Source organism: Nocardia sp. NPDC041819 (assembly GCF_055590505.1).
This window is the reverse complement of record NZ_JBVJAP010000008.1, coordinates 212,241-230,591: the sequence shown is the minus strand read 5'-3', so window position 1 is coordinate 230,591 and position 18,351 is coordinate 212,241. Positions and strand designations below refer to the sequence as shown.

At 69.4% G+C, this 18,351-nt stretch carries 11 protein-coding genes; 8 read left to right on the top strand and 3 right to left on the bottom strand.

The window, feature by feature from the left end; translation table 11 throughout:
* Positions 1-24 precede the first annotated feature (24 nt).
* From ACZ6DL_RS23410 to ACZ6DL_RS23400, 3 genes are all read left to right on the top strand, one after another.
* Positions 25-291, top strand: coding sequence for an acyl carrier protein (locus ACZ6DL_RS23410; protein ID WP_466054142.1), 267 nt, complete (start codon positions 25-27; stop codon positions 289-291).
* A complete protein-coding gene (locus ACZ6DL_RS23405; protein ID WP_466054140.1) occupies positions 288-4,586 on the top strand; it encodes a type I polyketide synthase in 4,299 nt (1,432 codons plus the stop codon). The genes ACZ6DL_RS23410 and ACZ6DL_RS23405 overlap by 4 nt, the downstream gene beginning before the upstream one ends.
* Before the next feature lie 376 nt (positions 4,587-4,962).
* Positions 4,963-6,570: a carboxylesterase/lipase family protein gene (locus tag ACZ6DL_RS23400; RefSeq protein WP_466054138.1), complete on the top strand. Its 1,608-nt coding sequence runs from the start codon at positions 4,963-4,965 to the stop codon at positions 6,568-6,570.
* A 192-nt stretch (positions 6,571-6,762) separates the two neighbouring features.
* Here the strand turns inward: ACZ6DL_RS23400 and ACZ6DL_RS23395 are convergent, their stop codons facing one another.
* Entirely contained in the window at positions 6,763-7,335 is a 573-nt protein-coding gene (locus ACZ6DL_RS23395; RefSeq protein WP_466054137.1) for a TetR/AcrR family transcriptional regulator, read from the bottom strand.
* 147 nt (positions 7,336-7,482) lie between these two features.
* On the opposite strand from ACZ6DL_RS23395, the gene ACZ6DL_RS23390 reads away from it, so the two are divergent.
* Together ACZ6DL_RS23390 and ACZ6DL_RS23385 are read left to right on the top strand one after the other, a co-directional pair.
* Positions 7,483-9,957 carry a 2Fe-2S iron-sulfur cluster-binding protein gene (locus ACZ6DL_RS23390; protein WP_466054135.1) on the top strand — a complete coding sequence of 825 codons (2,475 nt, stop codon included), beginning with the start codon at positions 7,483-7,485 and terminating at the stop codon, positions 9,955-9,957.
* A gap of 174 nt (positions 9,958-10,131) precedes the next feature.
* Positions 10,132-10,818: a PAS and ANTAR domain-containing protein gene (locus tag ACZ6DL_RS23385; protein WP_466054134.1), complete on the top strand. Its 687-nt coding sequence runs from the start codon at positions 10,132-10,134 to the stop codon at positions 10,816-10,818.
* Between the two features lie 13 nt (positions 10,819-10,831).
* Here ACZ6DL_RS23385 and ACZ6DL_RS23380 read toward each other — a convergent pair whose 3' ends face one another.
* The gene (locus ACZ6DL_RS23380; protein ID WP_466054132.1) at positions 10,832-11,908 is read right to left on the bottom strand and encodes a baeRF2 domain-containing protein; all 1,077 of its coding nucleotides are present in this window, start codon (positions 11,906-11,908) and stop codon (positions 10,832-10,834) included.
* Between the two features lie 821 nt (positions 11,909-12,729).
* On the opposite strand from ACZ6DL_RS23380, the gene ACZ6DL_RS23375 reads away from it, so the two are divergent.
* Together ACZ6DL_RS23375 and ACZ6DL_RS23370 are read left to right on the top strand one after the other, a co-directional pair.
* The gene (locus ACZ6DL_RS23375) at positions 12,730-12,888 is read left to right on the top strand and encodes a hypothetical protein (RefSeq protein WP_157106603.1); all 159 of its coding nucleotides are present in this window, start codon (positions 12,730-12,732) and stop codon (positions 12,886-12,888) included.
* A gap of 517 nt (positions 12,889-13,405) precedes the next feature.
* A complete protein-coding gene (locus ACZ6DL_RS23370; protein ID WP_466054131.1) occupies positions 13,406-16,126 on the top strand; it encodes a hypothetical protein in 2,721 nt (906 codons plus the stop codon).
* On the opposite strand, the gene ACZ6DL_RS23365 is transcribed toward ACZ6DL_RS23370, so the two are convergent.
* A complete protein-coding gene (locus ACZ6DL_RS23365) occupies positions 16,105-17,580 on the bottom strand; it encodes an MFS transporter (protein WP_466054129.1) in 1,476 nt (491 codons plus the stop codon). The genes ACZ6DL_RS23370 and ACZ6DL_RS23365 overlap by 22 nt on opposite strands.
* 111 nt (positions 17,581-17,691) lie before the next feature.
* On the opposite strand from ACZ6DL_RS23365, the gene ACZ6DL_RS23360 reads away from it, so the two are divergent.
* On the top strand, positions 17,692-18,348 hold the full coding sequence (locus ACZ6DL_RS23360; RefSeq protein WP_466054127.1) for a hypothetical protein: 657 nt from the start codon (positions 17,692-17,694) through the stop codon (positions 18,346-18,348).
* The last annotated feature ends 3 nt before the right edge of the window (positions 18,349-18,351 follow it).

Sequence of the window (18,351 nt, the reverse complement as noted above, 5' to 3'; positions counted from 1 at the left end):
GAAAACCCGCCGAGGAGCCGAAACATGTTCACCAGCACGATCACTCGTCCGACCGCCATCCGGGATTGGCTCGTGGAGCGCGTGGCGGACTACACCGAACGCGCGCCCCACGAGGTGGATCCCGTCGTCCCGCTCGCCGAGCTGGGCATGGACTCCGTCTCGGCGGTGAGCCTGTGCGGTGAGATCGAGGACCGCTGGTCGCTCGAGGTGGACCCGGTGCTGGTCTTCGAGTACCCCACCATCGCCGACATCGCCGCCTACCTGGCCGCCGAATTCACCCTCGCCGCATGACCGATATCGCCATCGTCGGTCTCGACTGCCGATTTCCCCAAGCACCCGATCCGGCCGCGCTGTGGCGGCTGCTGATCGAGGGACGCGACGCGATCTCCGAGGTGCCGTCGAGCCGCTGGAACGCCGCCGACTTCCACGACCCGGCCGGTGCGCCCGGCACGATCAACACCCGCAGCGGCGGCTTCCTGGACGACGCGGACGCGTTCGACGCCGACTTCTTCGGCATCGCCCCGCGCGAAGCCGAGGCGATGGATCCGCAACAGCGGTTGCTGCTGCAAGCCACCTGGCGGGCCTTCGAAGACGCCACGCTCGACCCGCGCGGCGAGGCCGGTTCGCGGACCGGCGTCTTCGTCGGGGTGATGGCCAACGAATGGGCCAACTTGCAGATGAGCGACTACGCCGCGATCACGCCGCAGCACGGCTCCGGCAACGGGTACTTCATGACCGCGAACCGGCTGTCCTACCAGTTCGACCTGAAAGGACCGAGTGTCGCGGTCGACACGGCTTGCTCGTCGTCGCTGGTCGCGGTGCACCTCGCCTGCGGCGCACTGGCTTCCGGCGAATGCGATCAGGCGGTCGCCGGTGGCGTCAACCTGGTGCTCACGCCCGCCGTCGGGGTGTTCTACACCCAGGCCGGTCTCTCCGCGCCGGACGCTCGGTGCAAGCCGTTCAGCGCCGACGCCGACGGCATCGTGCGCGGCGAGGGCGTCGCGGTACTGGTGCTGCGCCGGCTCGCCGACGCCCAGGCGGCGGGTCTGCCGATCTACGCGGTGATCAAGGGCAGCGCCGTCAATTCCGACGGGCGCAGCAACGGCATCACGGCGCCGAACCGGTGGGCGCAGCAACAGGTGATCGGCGCGGCGTGCGAGCGTGCGGGCGTGCGGCCCGAGCAGGTGGATTTTCTCGAGGCGCACGGCACCGGAACCGTGCTCGGCGACATGATCGAGGTCAAGGCGCTGGGCCAACTGCACGGGCGAAACAGGCTTCGCCCCTGCGGGATCGGATCGATCAAGGGCAATCTCGGCCACACCGAGGGCGCCGCGGGCGTCGCGGGCTTGATCAAGGCCGCCCTCAGCTTGCGGCACGGCGTGGTTCCGCCGTCACGGTTCTCCGACCAGGAGAACCCGCGGCTGCGGATGTCGCAGCAGGGTCTGCGTCTGCTCACCGACCCGATGCCGCTGGAAGGTCCCGGCTACGGCGGAGTCAGCAGTTTCGGCATCGGCGGCACGAACGCCCATGTCGTGCTGGGCAGCGCACCTGCGGCCGAAACGTCAACGGCGTCCGGCGGGGGAGTGCTCACCGTGTCGGCGAACGACGCGGAAGGGTTGCGGCGCAACGCCCGTAGGCTCGCCGATGCGTTGGCTTCCAGCCCGCCGGATCATTTCGCGCAATTGTGCTGGACGAGCAACCAGGTCAAGTCGTCCGGTCGTGCCCGGCTCGCGATCGCCGCGGCGGATCGCGACACCGCGATCGCGCGGCTGCGCGAGGGAGCGGATACCGGAGTGGTGCGACCGCTGAACGTCGGTTGGATGTTCACCGGGCAGGGTTCGCAATTCCCGGGAATGGCTCGCATGCTGGACGCGGCCAGTCCGCTGTTCCGGCGCGCCTTGGCGGCGGTCGACCAGGTCATGGCCGCCCATCTCGGTCGCTCGGTGCGCGAGCTGATGCTCGACCAGCACACCGCGATCGACCGCACCGATCTGGCGCAACCGGCGATCTTCGCGATGGAGTACGCCTTGGCGAAGTCGCTCGCCGACCTCGGCGTCCGTCCGGCCTGGGTGATCGGACACAGCATCGGCGAGTTCGCGGCCGCCGCGGTGGCGGGAGTGTTCGATCTGGACGACGCGTGCCGTCTCGTCGTCGCACGAGGCGAGCTGATGCAGCGGTTGCCCGCGGGCGGAGCGATGCTCGCCGTGCGGGCGGACGCGGGCGACGTCGCGGACCTGCTCGCCGACCGGACGGAGATCGCGATCGCCGCCGTCAACGGACCGAAGGAGATCGTGCTGTCCGGCGCCGCCGCGGCGATCACCCGGATACACGAGACGCTCGCGGCGCGCGGGGTGGGCGCGAAGGGGCTCACCGTGTCCCATGCCTTCCACAGTCCGCTGATGGAACCCATCCTGGAGGGGTTCGCGTCCGTCGCCCGCGAATGCACCTACCGGACACCGGCTCTGCCGCTGTACTCGACCGTGCGCGGTCGCCTGCTCGACGCGACCGAGACGATGGACGCCGCGTACTGGACCGAGCACGTCCGCGCCACCGTCCGCTTCGGCGAGGCCGTCGAGGCCGCGCTCGGCACCGAGCCGAGTCATGTCGTCGAGCTCGGGCCGCGCCGCGTCCTCGCCGCGCAGGCCGGCCGGATCCGCCCGGACCTGGCGGCGCGCTGCCTGACGCCCAGCCCGGGGCCGGGCGCGACCGGGGGCGAACTGGCCGGCACCGTCGCCGCGTTGTATCGCGACGGATTCGATCCGGACTGGGACCGGCTCTACGAACCCGCGCAGCGCGTCCGCCGTCGGCTGCCCGGTTATGAGTTCTGCACCGACCAGCGGTTCTGGCTCGAACCCTGCGCCACCCCCACGCCTTCCGCACCAGCCGAGGAAACCTCCATGGACCAGTTGATCGCTCTCTTCCGTGAACAGAACGCCGTGCTGGCGAGTCTCGCGGGCGTTCCATCCGCCGGGCGCGCTCCGCAACAGGCGGCCGCCGCGGCGGCGGTCACGCAGACGGTCACGCCGCAACCGATCGCGACGCAGGCGACCACGGACCTGCCGATCGCCCAGGAAGCCGTCGCCGGTGTCGTACGCGCGGAGTTCGCCAGGGTGAGCGGTTTCCCGGCCGATCGGCTCCGCGATACCCAAACTATCGGCGACGACTTGGGATTCGACTCGCTCATGCTCACCGACCTGATCGCCGCGCTCGTGCGCAAACTGCCCGGAGCGGCCATCGACCCGAGCCGGTTCACCCCCGCCACGACGATCGGTGATGTGATCGCTCAGGTCTCGAATCAGGGGGGCGCGCCCGTCTCGCGGCAAGCCGCCGTACCCATGGTGGCCGAGGCGCCCGAACCACGGCGCGCTGTCGTCGAGCCGGAGTACCGGATCTCGGATTTCGCTGAGGTGAAGGCGATTTCCGACCGGGTCTCCGCTCTCGAAGCGCTCGGGTTGTCCAATCCCTATTTCTTGATCAACGACGGTGTCACGCGCGACACCTCCGTCATCGACGGTGCGCCGGTGATCAACTTCTCCAGCTACAACTACCTGGGGCTGTCCGGTCATCCGGCGGTCGCCGCCGCCGTGCAGGACGCGGTGGCCCGCTACGGCAGCTCCTGCTCGGCCAGCCGGATCCTGTCCGGTGAGAAGCCGGTGCACCGCGAACTCGAGGCCGAACTCGCGGCCCTGCTCGGCACCGAGGACGCCATCGCGCTGGTGGGCGGCCACTCCACGAACGTCACGATCATCGGACACCTGGTCGGACCGGAGGACCTGGTGATCCACGACAGTCTCGCCCACGACAGCATCATGCAGGGCTGCAAGCTGTCGGGCGCGACCCGCCGTCCGTTCCCGCACAACGACCACGCCGCACTCGACGCACTGCTCACCGAGATCCGCCACCAGTACCGGCGGGTGCTGATCCTGATCGAGGGCGTCTACAGCCAGGACGGCGACATCCCCGACCTGCCCGCGATCATCGCGGTGAAGAAGAAGCACAAGGCGCTGTTGATGATCGACGAGGCGCACAGCGTCGGCGTGCTCGGCGCGGGCGGCGGTGGCATCGGCGAATACTTCGGCGTGGATCGCGCCGATGTCGAGCTGTGGTCCGGGACGACATCGAAAGCGCTCGCCGGGTGCGGCGGGTACGTGGCGGGCAGCGCGGAGCTGATCCGCTTCCTGAAGTACACGACGCCCGGATTCGTCTACAGCGTCGGCATGACGCCGATGAACGCGGCCGCCTCGGCCGCGGCGATCCGGCAGTTGCGGTCCGAGACCGAACCGCTGGAACGGCTCCGCCGCAACTCCCGGCTGTTCCTGCGACTGGCCCGGGAAGCGGGGATCGACACCGGCGACAGCCACGACACTCCGATCGTCCCGTGCATCGTCGGAGACTCGCCGAAGACGCTGCGACTGTCGAACGCGCTGCTGCGCCGCGGCATCAATGTCAACCCGATCCTGTACCCGGCGGTGCCGGAGAATCTGGCGCGCCTGCGGTTCTTCATCACCGCCTGCCATACCGAAGATCAGATCCGCGAGACGATCAAGATCCTCGCCGAGGAAATGGCCTTGCTCACCGAGAGCTGACACGCGGTGACCGGCGCGTGGCCTTCGCAGCAGCTGCGTCGTGTACCGCCACGCGCACCGGACCGCTGTAGCATCAGCCCGAGGTGCCATCGCTGCTGGTCGCAGCGGCGACTCGGCGGGGCAGGGCGGATGATGAGGGCCGAGCACGGTGTCCGCTGCCGCGGGTGGGGGTTCGAACGTCGTCGACGGGTGCCGCGGGCGTGTGCTCTGCCGGATGAAGGTTCCAGCGGCGTTTCGGCTCCAGTCGCGTGCGGCCGGTCGGCTCCCGATCCGATCGTGCACCGTGCCGCCGAGCCGATCGATGCCGGCTACCGCGGTGGACGAGGCCGCCTGCCTCGCCGCCGACCGTAGCGACGCATCGGAGGTAGTGACAGCCATGATTCGCTCGATTGTGCGAACCGCCCTCGCTCCGACGGTCGCCGCCGGTGTGTGCTTCGCGGGTACTCCGCCGCCCCAGGCGGCCTCCGCGCCGCTCGGCGTCCTCGTGACCGGCGGTGAGGTCTCGGGCTACGCCGCCGACGGAGTCGTCGAATACCTGGGCATTCCCTTCGCCGCGCCCACCGGGGGCGAAGCGCGGTTCCGTCCGCCGCGCCCCGTCGCGCCTTGGCCCGGTGTGCGCCCCGCGCACGAGCATGGGCCGCAGTGCGCGCAGAACGGCTACCTGCCCGGCGTGCCGCCGATCGGAGAGATCAGCGAAGATTGCCTGACCATCGATGTATACGCGCCGGACCGCGCCCGCGATCGCCCGCTGCCCGTCATGGTGTTCCTCTACGGTGGCGGCTATAACAACGGCTCCAACAGCGAATACGACGGCCCCACCCGCATGGTCGCCGACGGCGACGTCATCGTGGCCGTGCCCAACTACCGCCTCGGCCCGTTCGGCTTTATGTCGCTGCCCGAACTGACCGCCGAATCCGGCGGCGCCACCGGAACGGTCGGCATCCAGGACCAGCAGGCCGCGCTGCGCTGGGTGCGCGACAACGCGCCCGCTTTCGGTGGCGATCCGGGCAATGTCACGATCTTCGGTGAGTCGGCAGGCGGCGTGAGTGTCTGCACCCACTTCGCGGCCCCCGGCTCCGAGGCCCTGTTCGCCAAAGCGATCATCCAGAGCGGCGCTTGCGCACAAGCGCCCGTGGCCCCCGTCGATCCCGGCGACGCCTTCGCGCGCTCGCAGCGCTACGCGGAACGCGTCGGATGCGGGGATCCCGCGACCCGGCTGGCCTGCCTGCGCGCACTACCCGTAGCGGCACTTCTGAACGCGCCGAACGTCGAAGCCGACGGACAGACTCCCGTCTGGGTGCCCAGCATCGACGGCGTCGTCATCACCCGGACACTGGACGCGGCCTTGGTGGGGGACGCGCGGAAGACGCCGCTCATCGTCGGGTCCACCAGCGCGGAAGGCGCGCTGAGCGTCGCCGAAACCGACTACGCCCGCGGGCGCGTTCCGGACGCGGCGAGCTATGAACGGTACGTGCGCGAATCCTTCGGCGCCGACGCCGAGCGAGTCCTGGCCCGCTATCCGCTCGACCGATACCCCTCACCGGCGGCCGCCCAGATCGCGGTGATCACCGACAGCCGGTTCGCCTGTCCCGCGCTGTTCACCAGCCGAACGGCGCGCGACGCCGGACATCCGCTGTGGCAGTACGAAGTCGATCAGGCGCCGCTCGGTGCCGCCAATCCTGTTCTGCCCGGGGCCTTTCACTCCTCCGAGCTGTTCTATCTGTTCACCAGATACTTGGGCGTGCCGATTCCCTGGACGGGTGCGTCCGCCGCTTTCGCCGCGCGAATGCAACGCTGGTGGACCACCTTCGCCCACACCGGCGACCCGAACACTCCGGGTCCACCCGAATGGCCTGCCTGGCCGGAGTCGGCCGGGCACAGCTCCGATGGACCTGCTCTGATCATGCGGGCGACCGGCAGCGTCGTGACGGAGGATTTCGCCGCCACGCACGACTGTGCGTTCTGGGCCGAACTCGACCGCTGACCTGTCGCCCGCGCGTCTGCGCCGCTGCTGAGCGGCCCCTGCCTTGGACGGAGTGAGAGCGCGGCTGTTGCTGGACTCGCCGAGTCGACGGCCCAGGGCGCTGCCGCCCGCCCGCAGGCAACGAAGCGCTCTCCGATGGGCGCGGGTCGCTGTGAGACTCGAAAGCGGTGAAGTCTCAGTCGGAATCAGCCGCTAAGCATCCTGCTCCCGGATGACTGCGCGGGCGACCGTGTCGGCTATCTGCTCGTCGGTGAGATTGCTGCGCTGGATGAGTGCGTGCGAGAGCACGGCGCGTACGACGACTTCGGCCGCCTGAACCGGCGACAGCGCGAGTGCCGAATCGTCGCGCGCCGCGATCAAGGGCGCCGCGATGGCGGCGACGGTTTCGACCAGGTTCAGCTCCGACCCGCCGTGCGTGATCGCGACATCGAGCAGACGCGCGGGCTCATGGCGGCGAATGTAGCTGAAAGCGGCGTGTTTCCGCAGGTAACGCAGCGCGAAGAGGGTGCAGGAGCGGGCTACCTCGGCAGCCGGTGCGAAAAGGTCGATCTCGCGGTAGGCGGCGGCGACCATCCGGCCGATCTCGTTACGCCCGACGGCGGAAACCAAGCCGTCTTTGTCGCCGAACTCCCGGTAGGCCGTAGCCCGGGAGACGCCTGCGCGCTCGGCCACCGCGCTGAGCGTCAGGTTGTCCAAGCCGCTGTCCGCGATCAGCGTGACTGCCGCGTCGAGCAGTGTTTCCGACGACCGGGTGGAGGAACTCATGGCTCTTTCTACCTCGATGTGGCAGCGGTCCGGCTTGCCGACTGTCGAACACTGAGACTAATCTAGCAAAAAATCTCAGTCCTCGACGTGATTCGACCACGGTGGCGGCTGCGGAAGACCTGGCACGGACGTCGGAGGGCAGCATCGGTGGTTCATGGACAGTCGGCCGACCACATCGGCCGCGGGCACGCCGTGGTGCTCGGAGCGAGCATGGGAGGGTTGCTCGCCGCGCGGATTCTCAGCGACTGCTTCGGGAAGGTCACGGTCGTCGAGCGCGACGACCTGTCCGCACCCGGCGACCGCCGTGGGGTGCCGCAGGGCAGGCATGTGCACGCGCTGCTCGCCCGCGGCAAGCAGATCTTCGAGGAGCTGTTTCCCGGCATCACGGACGAGCTGCTGGCCGACGGCGCCCTGGAATGCCGGTCGTTGACGGAGATGCGGATGACCGTCGCGGGGTACACCCTCCGGCAATCCGACGGCGGTTACTCGCTGTTGCAAGCCAGCAGGCCGTTGCTCGAATGGCGAGTACGCGAACGCGTACGCGCGCTGCCGAACGTCGAGGTGGCCGACCGTCGCACGGCCCTGGAACTGCTCTTCGACGCGAGCCGGAGCCGGGTGACCGGTGTACGGATCAGGCCGGACGGCGCGCCCGCGGCCGAGGAGCTGCGCGCCGATCTGGTCGTGAGCTGCCTGGGGCGGCACGGGCCGGTCGACCGGTGGCTCACCGATTCGGGTTACGAACGCCCCGTCGAGGAGGGGGTGCGGATCGACATGATGTACGCGAGCCGCCACGTGCGCCTTCCTGCCCGTGCCCTGGGCGAGAAGGAGATCGTGATCGCGAATCAGGATCCCGCGCGCGGATTGGCGCTGTTCGCCGTGGAGAACGGGACACACATCCTCACCCTGATCGGCTACGGCGACGATCGTCCACCGACCGATTCCGACGGCTTCTGGCGGTTCGCCGCCTCGGTCGCACCGCCGGACGTGCGCGCGGCGCTGCTGGACGCCGAACCGCTCAGCGAGGTCGGCACGTACCGATATCCGGCCAATCAGCGTCGCCGCTACGAGCGGCTGTCCCGATTTCCGCAGGGATTGCTGGTCTTCGGCGACGCGGTCTGTAGTTTCAGTCCGGCCTTCGGCCAGGGCATGACGGTCTCCGCGCTGCAGGCCGTGCACTTGCGCCGTGTGCTCGCGCGGGGCGACCACGATCTGGCTCGTCGCTACTTCCGCGCCGCCGCCAGGGCTGTCGACGACCCGTGGACGATCACGAAGCTGTTCGACACGGCCATGCCGCACGTCGACGGGGGAGGGGCGCGGACCCGTGCGCTCGGCGCGCTGGCGCGGCTGGCCATGGCGGTCGGTGCGCAGGACGCGGCGGTCGCACGACAGATCGCACGCATAGCCGGGCTCCTGGACCGCCCGGCGGCGGTGCTGCGTCCGGCCGTGGTGTTCGGTGCGGCCAGGGGGGCTGGGGCCGTCGGCGTCGAACAGTTGCGCGCGTTGGCTCGCGTCGCGGTCGACCCGGCCGGTGCGGAGATGTTCGACCCGATTCCGCACGGGCCCGCGCGCGGCTTTCATCGCCTGGCAGTGCGATCGGTGGTCCGCGGCAGCGCCGACAGCGTCGTGATCGAATTCGATGTCCCGGCCGAACTCGCCGACCGGTATGCCTTCCGGGCCGGCCAGCATGTCGTGGTACGTGGAACGAGTGGGGGCAGGCAGATCCGGCGTAGCTATTCGCTGTGTGACGCGGCGGGATCGGGCAAGGTGCGGATCGGCGTCAAGCGCAGGGACGGTGGAGCATTCTCCGGCTATGCGATCGACCGCCTGACCGCCGGAACGGTATTGCACGTATCCGAGCCGACCGGCCGATTCACCCCGGATCCGGGTCCCGAACGGCCACGGGCCTATGCCGCGGTAGCGGCGGGCAGTGGCATCACGCCCATCGCCTCGATCATCGCCACCATCCTCGAAACGGAACCGCACAGCACGTTCACGCTCCACTACGGCAGCCGGGACAGCGAACACATCATGCTCGCCGATCACCTCGCCGCGCTCACGGACCGATTCGCCGGACGGCTGCGCATCACCCACCACCTGTCGCGCCGGCTACCCGCGACACTGCCTCGCGCGGACTCGGGTGTTGCCTTTCGTCGCGGACGTGTCGGGGCGTCCGAGGTCGCCGAGCAAGATGCCGACCGGTGGTTCCTGTGCGGCCCCGCGGATCTGGTGGCCGACGTGGTGGCGGCGCTCGGCCACCGCGGCGTCGAGCGGTCCCGGATCATGGTCGAACTGTTCGAGACCGAGGAACCCACCGCGGCCGCGCCCGATGCCGACGCCCCGGTCAGCCGCGTCACGCTCACCGGGCACGGCGAAGACCTGCGGTTCGAGATGTCCCAGGGCCGCCCGGTTCTCGAAGCCGCGCTGCGCCATCGCGCGGACCTGCCCTATTCCTGCCTCGGCGGCTCGTGCGGAAGCTGCGTCGCCACGGTCGAGTCCGGTCGCGTCGACATGCCTTCCGATCCGCTGTCGGCCCTCACCGAAGACGAGATCAGCCGGGGCCGGGTGCTGGCCTGCCGCGCCGCCCCGCTCTCGAGCGAAGTGACTCTGCGCTTCGGTGAATGACGGCCGGGCTCGCCCGCCGCGCGAGGGCCGCTCGGGGCGCGATCGGCGAGACCGGGAAACCCGGCTCCCCAGGATTAGGATGATGATGTCACCGCGGGGGGTGCGCGGTCGGGACGTCTGCTTCGATCCGCAGGATCCACGGTGAAACGCCGCAGGTAGGAGCATACTGACGCGATGAACGAATCGGGCGACCGAATCGTGGACACGGCCGAGGGAGCGGTAGCCCGGGTGGTCGGCGCAGGCACACCGCAGACCACGGGGAGCTTCCGATTCTGGTTCGCCGATCAGCGGTGGGAGTGGTCGGACGAGGTCGCCGCGATGCACGGTTACGCGCCCGATTCGGTGACGCCGACGACCGAGTTGCTGCTCGCGCACAAGCACCCCGAGGACCGGGATCATGTCGCGGAGGCGATCGAGAAGTCGGTCCGCAACGCCGAACCGTTCTGCAGCCGCCACCGCATCATCGACACCGCGGGGGTGCTGCACCACGTCCTCGTGCTGGGCGACACCATGACCGACAAGGACGGCACCGTCGTCGGCACCGCGGGCTACTACGTCGACCTGACCACCACCATCGCCGAGGAACGCCAGGATCTGCTCGACGGCACGCTGCCGAAACTGTTCCGGGCGCGCGCGCTGATCGAGCAGGCGAAAGGCGTGCTGATGCGGGTCTACCGGATCAACGCCGAGCAGGCGTTCCACGTCTTGCAGTGGCGTTCGCAGGAGACCAACGTCAAGCTGCGTGACCTGGCCGCCCAGCTCATCGCCGAGATCGACCACCTGCCCCCGGCTCCCCCCGCGGTGCAGACCGCCTTCGACCACATGCTGCTGACACTGCACGAGCGCATCCCGAAATCGTGAGTTCCGCCGCGCCCTAGCGCCCCCGGAGCAGGGCACCGGCTCCATCGCGCAGCGCGGCCACGGCGTCGACCAGGACGATCTCGGCGCCGATCGCCAACGCGGCAACCGGAAGGGCTTCGTCGGCACGGCGCATCTCACCGGCCGCGGCGTTCGCCGCCGGGCCGAGCAACGGGTTCGGAGCGGTCCCGGCCAGCACCAAGCGATCGCCAAGCGCCGAACGGTCGAGCAGCAAGCGCTCCACGGTGGCGGCGCGCAACGCCGCTGTGGTCGCGGCCAGCCCGGCCACCGCCAGGCCGTCCGGACGGTCGATCTCGGCGGCGAAGCGGTCGAGCACCCGGCGGTGGCGCAGTGCCGCCACCCGGTGCAGGATCTTGCGGACTTCCGCGTCGAGCGCCTTCGGGTCCGACCCCGGCATCGGCGTGCCCGCTTCGGCCTCGACCACATCCCGGCCCTTCGCGTCGAACACCGCCCGCAGCTCCGTCCTGGCCCGGGTCTCTCCAGCGAGCACGACGACTTCCGCGTGCACGGTTTCGGCCAGCCGGTCCAGTTCCCCGGCGAACTCGCGGATGTCGCGTCGCGTGGTGTTCTCGACCCGCTCCCGGATCGTGCGATGCGTCCGGTCTTCGCGCCGGATCTCCGGCGCCGGATGGCCGATGTCGCGGAGGGTCTCCTCCGCTTCGCCGCCGTGGCCGTCGATTGCGTAGAGTTCCGAGCTCACCCGGTCCACGAACGCCACGACGTGCGGTATCTTCTCGGCCTGCGCTTCGATCAGCGGCAGCAGGTAGGGCAGGGGTGACACCCGGACGATCTGGGCGTGCGGCGGGCTCGGCAAGCGTTCGTCGGCGAGCACCTCGGTCTCGTCGGCGATGAGCAGCCTGCCGCAGCGCCCGCGCGGCGGGGGATGCAGTTCGATCGCCTGGGCAAGCAGCCGCCGGATCCGCGGGCGGGCTCCGCTGCGGTCCAATTCGGCGTCGATCGAGCGCCAGCGCGACTCGGTGCCACGCGCCGCGTCTTCGGTGTCGAATGAGGTATCGAAACAGACCGAGGCGAAGGGGCCGTGTCTTCGAATTATTCGGCGGAGATCGGCCATCGGTATCACCTGGTTTCCCTGGCTGTGGGCGCCTGCACCGAGACGGGCGGCGATAATCGGGCATCCTCCCGGTCGGAGGGCGTCGGTGCCCGGGTGAGCTCGTCGTGTGTGCCCACAGCTTCGGTTCGGCGAACCATAGTCGGCGGGTACCCGGGTGCCTCGGGCCGAATCAGCCACGACAGATCCTTGCGCGGCCCCTTCCCCGCATCGGCCACACTCATTGCGCGCGAGGGATTTCCGCCCTTTTCCGAGGCCGTTGACGGGCTCGGGCCCGCCGGTCCGCGCCTGATCGTCGCCGTTGTCGATGGTCACCGCACGATATCGACCTCCCCGGCCCGTTCGGAATCGCGCAGCAGGCGTGTTTGCGCGTTACGCGAGGTCGACGAGAGCGATCCGCCGATCCGAGCGCCCGCAGGTGCGGAGGCGCCGCCACACCGGCACCCGCCGGGCCCGGGTGCACAGCCACGGCCGTCGGTGAGAGGGATAGGTGATTTTTCGCTCGCTGGCCTTTTTCGGTTTCTTGTAAGAAAGCCGGTCGAACGCATGTTTTCACTGATCAGGGGGTTGAATTGTAACCAAGCGACCGCTTGGTGTCCGAATCGTGAACCGTAAAGATCGGTTTGTTTCAGGTGTGCTGTGGTAAATGTTGGAGGTATCGGTTCGACAGCGCGGTCGTCCCGATAAAAGGGGCGAGGAACCCGCGCTGCTCGATGTTCAGCCGATTCGACGCGCTCTGGCGCGAAACCACCGGCGCGCACGAACACGAGGGCTCTCCGCAAGTATGTGTGCGGCAACGTGCACCAGCGCAGAGGAACGTCATCGTGATCGAGAAACCCGAAGCGCCCGTCGCGGACGACGAAGAACGAGATCGGATCGTATGGCCCGACCCCAGCCCACTGAGCGGCTGGTGGGCCGAAGTCATGGCTCATCGCCGGATCACCCGGCCCCACACCTCCACCGCCGACCCGCGGCACAACTGACCGGACCGACGGGGTCGCCCGGCCTTCCGTGACATGCGGACGGCCGGACCCCGACGATCCCGTAGGCAACGCCGCCGTCGGCAAGCGCGCCGTAATTGCGGGGCCGTGCGCCGCTTTGCGGCGCCTCCGTTCGAATCGCGCCTGTGCAAAGTGTTTTCCCGGCGCGGCGAACGTGTCGGCGGTGTAAATAGCTTGTTTCGGCGGGTGACTCGCGCGCCGCGAAAATTCGCCGAGCTTTTGCGACAAGCGCTTCGAACCGCGCGAAATCGAAGGTTCGACCCGAGTTCCGCTGTACCGCCGGGATGGAACTCCTCGCCCCGACCTGCTCGCCCGCGAATTCCGGGCCGGTTCAGCGTGTCTGCCGCCGCACGGTTGCGTCCCTTGCCGCTGCCGGTTCGCGCCAAGACTCTCTGACTGCCAACGGGTTTGGCGTCTGCTTCAATGGGTGGTCACATTCGGCGGAGGACACGGGGGCGTGATGTCCGGCACCAGAGCTGTCTCCTTTCGGGGAGTCGATGTGCTCGAAGATCTGCTGCGTTCGTTGGTACGGCGGCCGCCGCGCGGCGAGCGGATGCTGCCGACGGTGGGTCTGTGCGGCGATCTCACCAATGTCGAAGCATGCCTGGACATGTTCGACGCGGCGCTCGGCGGCGCGGTGCACGTGACCGCGAACGTCGACGCTCTCGACCCCTTGCCCGACGGCAGCTCCTTGGTCGAGGACACCACGCCGGGGCTGACCGCACTGCGCCGACTGCTCTACAACCTCTGCAAGGGTTTGTCGGCGGACCGCTTCGGGCGCTTGCGCCCGTTGCCGTTCCGGCGCTATCGGTTGGCCGAGTGGTTGATGGCTCGCAAGCTGAGTTCCGACAACGAACTGGACGAGCTGGCGACATTGTTGCGCAGGGACTTCGGCCGGTGGGGCGAGGAATTGCTCGGTGAAGCCGAGGCCACGGTGGGCCCGGTGCAGCGAATCGTGCTGGGGCTGTTGCGCATCGTGCTGCCCCCGGCCGTGTTCCGGGCGCGCACCGGCGGCAGGATCCCCGGTGTGGGACGGGAGTTCCGGTGGTTCATGCGCCAGCAATACCTGGCCCCGGAACAGTCCAGCCAGTTCGTCGGATTCGCGCACCGTCTCACCGAGGGCGCCAGGCGCCACGAACACGCCGAGCATCTGGCCAAGCTGTTGGTGCACGCCTTCCTCGAAGACCTGCGCATCGCCTACCGCAGGCGCTGGTGGAGTCTCGGCGCGGCACGGCGCACCACCTATCCGGTCGCGATCCTGCGCGCGCTCGACGGCGAAGCCGGTCCCCGGCTGCTCGACCTGATCAACGACGTGCGCAACGAGACCGGCAAGGACGATCCGCTGCTGGTGGTGGCGGGCACCCGGACGCCACCACCGGGCGTCACCGCGCGCCCGGTGCACCGGGTGCGGCGGCTGTACGAGATCTGGGTGGAGGAGTTGCCCGTCGAGCGGCAGCGGCAGCGCCCCCGGGCCTGGCAGCTGTGGTTCGAGGTGCCCGCGACCGGCCCGAACGACGACGAGCCCGACCCGTTCCGGCGCATCCAGCCCCCCGATCCGCCGTGGTGGGCGCGGCGGGCGGTGTCGGCGACCGCGATGTTCCTGGTGGTGGTGCTGGCGGTGGCGGCGGCCGGATTCGCGACATGGCGCCCGTGGCGTGCGAGCGCGCCCGCGTGCGCGCCCGTCGCGGCCGACCGGTGGGTGCGCGTCGTTCCCGGTACGGACGGCAGTTGCGTCGGTTTCAGCGCCTACGATCCGGATGATCCCGCGGCGGGCGGACGGGGCTTCCTGTTCGCGAGCGACGAGCCCGGCAGCCGCCGCCTGGTCGAGGTGCAGCGGCGGGTGTACAAGCAGAATCTGCTGGCCGAGCAGCTGGCCGGGGAGCAGCCGGCGCGTCCGCTGTTCACCCTGGTGTACTTCGGCCAGCTCGCCGGTGTTCCGGGCGACTACCCGGCGCAGAGCGAGGACATCGAGGGCTTGGCGCTGGCGCAGTACGGCGCGCTGGAATCGGTCGCCTCGTCCGACGCCCTCACGCCCGACACCGTCCCGCTGATCCGGCTGCTGCTGGCGAACACCGGTCCGGCCAACCTGCAGGGTCCGCAGGTCGTCGATCTGCTGAGACCGCTGATCCGCGCCGAGCCGGGCATCGTCGGGGCGATCGGACTCGATCAGAGCCGGACGGCGACGCTGAGCATGATCAATTCGCTCACCGGCCTCGGCATTCCGATGGTGGCGCCCAGTCTGTCGGCCGACGAGATGGTGCTGTCCTCGCCGCTGTACTTCCAGATCGCCCCGCCCAACCATGCGATCGCCGACATGATCGAGCAGTACCTGAATTCGCTTCCCGGGGCGGCCGGGCGCGGCGTACGGATCTTCCACCGGCCCGACCCGACCGATCTCTACACCACGAACATGGCCGCCGACCTGCACATCCTCGCCAGGGGCGGGCGAACGATCTGGGATGGCTCCTGGGACGTGCGCGAGGCATTCACCGGGGCGGACAACACCGACGCGTGTGACGAGGTGCTGTTCTTCGCGGGCCGGGATTCGGAATTCCCCGACTTCCTGCAGAGCCTCAACCGAGCATGTGGCGACCAGCGGGTGCTGTTGATCGCGGACGATTCGGTCAACCGGTTCATGGCCAGCGCGGACCGGCGCAGGGCGGCCAACAGCGCGCGCCCGCTGGTCTACGTGGCCAAAGCGAGCCTGGTGACCTGCCGGAACCGAGGCCAGGGCCGACGCAGCCGGGTCGAGTTCTACCATCTCGCCACCACCGTGGATCCGGACATCCCGAGCTGGAACGCGTGCGCCGAAGCCGACAGACCGCTCGGCGAGCGCGTCCAGTTGCATCCGCTGGGGGAGCGGGTCGCGCTGACCTACGACGCGGTCGGATTGTTCGTGCGCGCCGTGCAGTCGCTGGCCCCGGCCGTCTCGGGCGTGTGGACCGAGCCGATCCCGATCAGCGCGGCCGCGGTATGGGCCGCGCTGCGCGACCTACCGCGGCAACCGGCCATCGAATCCAGCAGCGGCGTGCTGGACTTCTCGGTCAGCCAGGGCGCCCACGCGGGGCGGGTGGCGCACGACAAGTGGGTCGGCATGCTCAGTGTGGAGCAGATCTGGGATCCGTCGAGCACCGCCGAGCCCGTGATGACCTACGGCTGTGGCCGGGCCACCGCCGACGACACCGCGCGGTGCCGTCCCTACCCGCTCGGCGGCGGCTGACCGGCCTCGACACGGTTCGGCTCCGAAGTCGCGCTGAGTGGCTCGGCCAACTCCTCCAGCGAACGGCCCTCGGCCCGCACGCCGTAGGCCAGTTCGACCAACCCGGCCGCGAACATGGCGAGCGCGCCGATGGCGAACGCCAAGGCGGTCTTCCCGGGCTCGCCATCCGCGGTCAGTTCGGCGAACACCAACGGCCCCGCGACGCCGCCCGCGACGGTTCCGATCGCGTAGAAGAAGGCGATGGCCATGGCGCGGGTCTCCATCGGGAAGATCTCGCTGACCGTCAGGTAGGCGGCGCTGGCGCCGCACGACGCGACGAACAGCACGGCGGTCCAGCAGGCGGTGAGGGTCGTCGCGGTCAGCTGCCCGCCCGCGAAAAGCCATGCGGTGCCGAGCAACAGCACGGCCGAACCGAGATAGCTGCCCGCGATCATCGGCTTGCGCCCGACCGTGTCGAACAGCTTGCCAAGCAGCAGCGGGCCGAGGAAGTTGCCGAAGCAGAGGACCGCGAAGTAGTAGCCGACCCGGTCGTCGGGGATATCGAAGGATTTGGACAAGATGAGCGCGTAGTTGAACGTGATGGCGTTATAGAGGAATGCCTGCCCGATGAACAGCGACAAACCGAGCACGCCGCGCCGTGGATAGCGCCGCACGATCACCTCGGCGATCTCGCGGAAGGAGATGGTCCGCCGCTGGCGGATCCGGATTCGCTGATCGGAGACGTCCGTCAGCGCGGCGCCCGCGTCGGCTCGGATGCGCTCCTCGATCGCGGTGACGGTGCGCTCCGCGTCGTCTTCGTGACCGTGGATGAACTGCCAGCGCGGACTCTCCGGGACATGCCTGCGCACCAGCAGGATGACCAGTCCGAACACGGCACCGAGCGCGAAGGTCAAGCGCCAGCCGACATCCGGGGCGAAGAGGTCGGTGTCGAGCGCGATTATGGACAGCAGCGCCCCGCCGACGGCGCCGAGCCAGTAGGTGCCGTTGATGACGATGTCGATGCGCCCGCGGTACTGCTTCGGAATCAGCTCGTCGATGGCGGAATTGATGGCCGCGTATTCGCCGCCGATGCCGAATCCGGTGAGGAACCGGAAGAAGACGAACCACCACATCGAGAACGACAGCGCCGTCATCGCGGTCGCGAACAGGTACACCGCCAGGGTGACCAAGAAGAGCTTCTTCCGGCCGAATCTGTCGGTCAGCCAACCGAAGAAGAGCGCGCCGGAGCCCGCGCCCGCGACGTACATGGCCGCGGCGAGACCGGAAACCTGTGCCGCCGTGATGTTCAGGCCACTGCCCGGTTCCGACAGCCGGGCGGCCACGCTGCCGACGACGGTCACTTCGAGCCCGTCGAGGATCCAGACGGAGCCGAGCCCGATCACGATCATCCAGTGCCACCGCGACCAAGGCAGACGATCCAGCCTGGCCGGGATGTCGGTCGATATGGTCCGCACGGATCACCCCTTCGGAAGACTGACGGTCGGATACCCCGAGCCGCCCCGGCCAACCGCGCCATGGACTAGGCTCGGATCCCGAGTGAAACGTGTTCTAGAAAGTGGTCCGCGATGAAGACGATCTACGCGCTGTGGGGCGTGCGCGACCTGCTCGCGGCGGATCCGGCGCCGCGACTGGCGGGGGCCGCGGCGGTGCAGGCGAACATCGCGGACGCGGCGGTCGAGGCGGCGATGTTGCGCATCACGACCTTCGACGCGCCGGTGCATGCCGTCGTCAGCGTCTGGTGGGACGGGACGCCGCGCCCGGACGCGGCGCAGCGAGCGCTGAGCGCCGTGGCCGAGCGGGTGGCGGGCTGGCACGTCGAGGAGGCGACTCCGATTCCGCCGCCGGTCACCGGCGTGGGCGAGCGGGCGCCGGGCCTGTCGAACATCGCCTTCCTACGCAAACCGGATGACCTGTCGCAAGCCGACTGGCTGGACCGCTGGCGCAACCACCACACCGCTGTCGCGATCGAGACCCAGGCGACATTCGGCTACGTCCAGAACGTCGTGACCGGTCCCGCCACGGCCGGTGCGCCGGACATCGCCGGAATCGTGGAGGAGCTGTTCCCGATCGAGGCGCTCACCGATCCGCACGCGTTCTACGGCAGCGGCGGCGACGCGGCGGAGCTGGCACGCCGCATCGAGCGGCTGATGACCAGCGTCGCGACCTTCGGCGGCGACCGCAACCTGGATGTCGTACCCACCAGCCGGTATCGGCTGCGCTGAGCG

Excerpts from the sequence above, each read along its gene's own strand:
- ACZ6DL_RS23410 (WP_466054142.1), top strand. The coding sequence starts at position 25 with ATGTTCACCAGCACGATCACTCGTCCGACCGCCATCCGGGATTGGCTC.
- ACZ6DL_RS23405 (WP_466054140.1), top strand. The coding sequence starts at position 288 with ATGACCGATATCGCCATCGTCGGTCTCGACTGCCGATTTCCCCAAGCA.
- ACZ6DL_RS23400 (WP_466054138.1), top strand. The coding sequence starts at position 4,963 with ATGATTCGCTCGATTGTGCGAACCGCCCTCGCTCCGACGGTCGCCGCC.
- ACZ6DL_RS23395 (WP_466054137.1), bottom strand. The coding sequence starts at position 7,335 with ATGAGTTCCTCCACCCGGTCGTCGGAAACACTGCTCGACGCGGCAGTC.
- ACZ6DL_RS23385 (WP_466054134.1), top strand. The coding sequence starts at position 10,132 with ATGAACGAATCGGGCGACCGAATCGTGGACACGGCCGAGGGAGCGGTA.
- ACZ6DL_RS23380 (WP_466054132.1), bottom strand. The coding sequence starts at position 11,908 with ATGGCCGATCTCCGCCGAATAATTCGAAGACACGGCCCCTTCGCCTCG.
- ACZ6DL_RS23360 (WP_466054127.1), top strand. The coding sequence starts at position 17,692 with ATGAAGACGATCTACGCGCTGTGGGGCGTGCGCGACCTGCTCGCGGCG.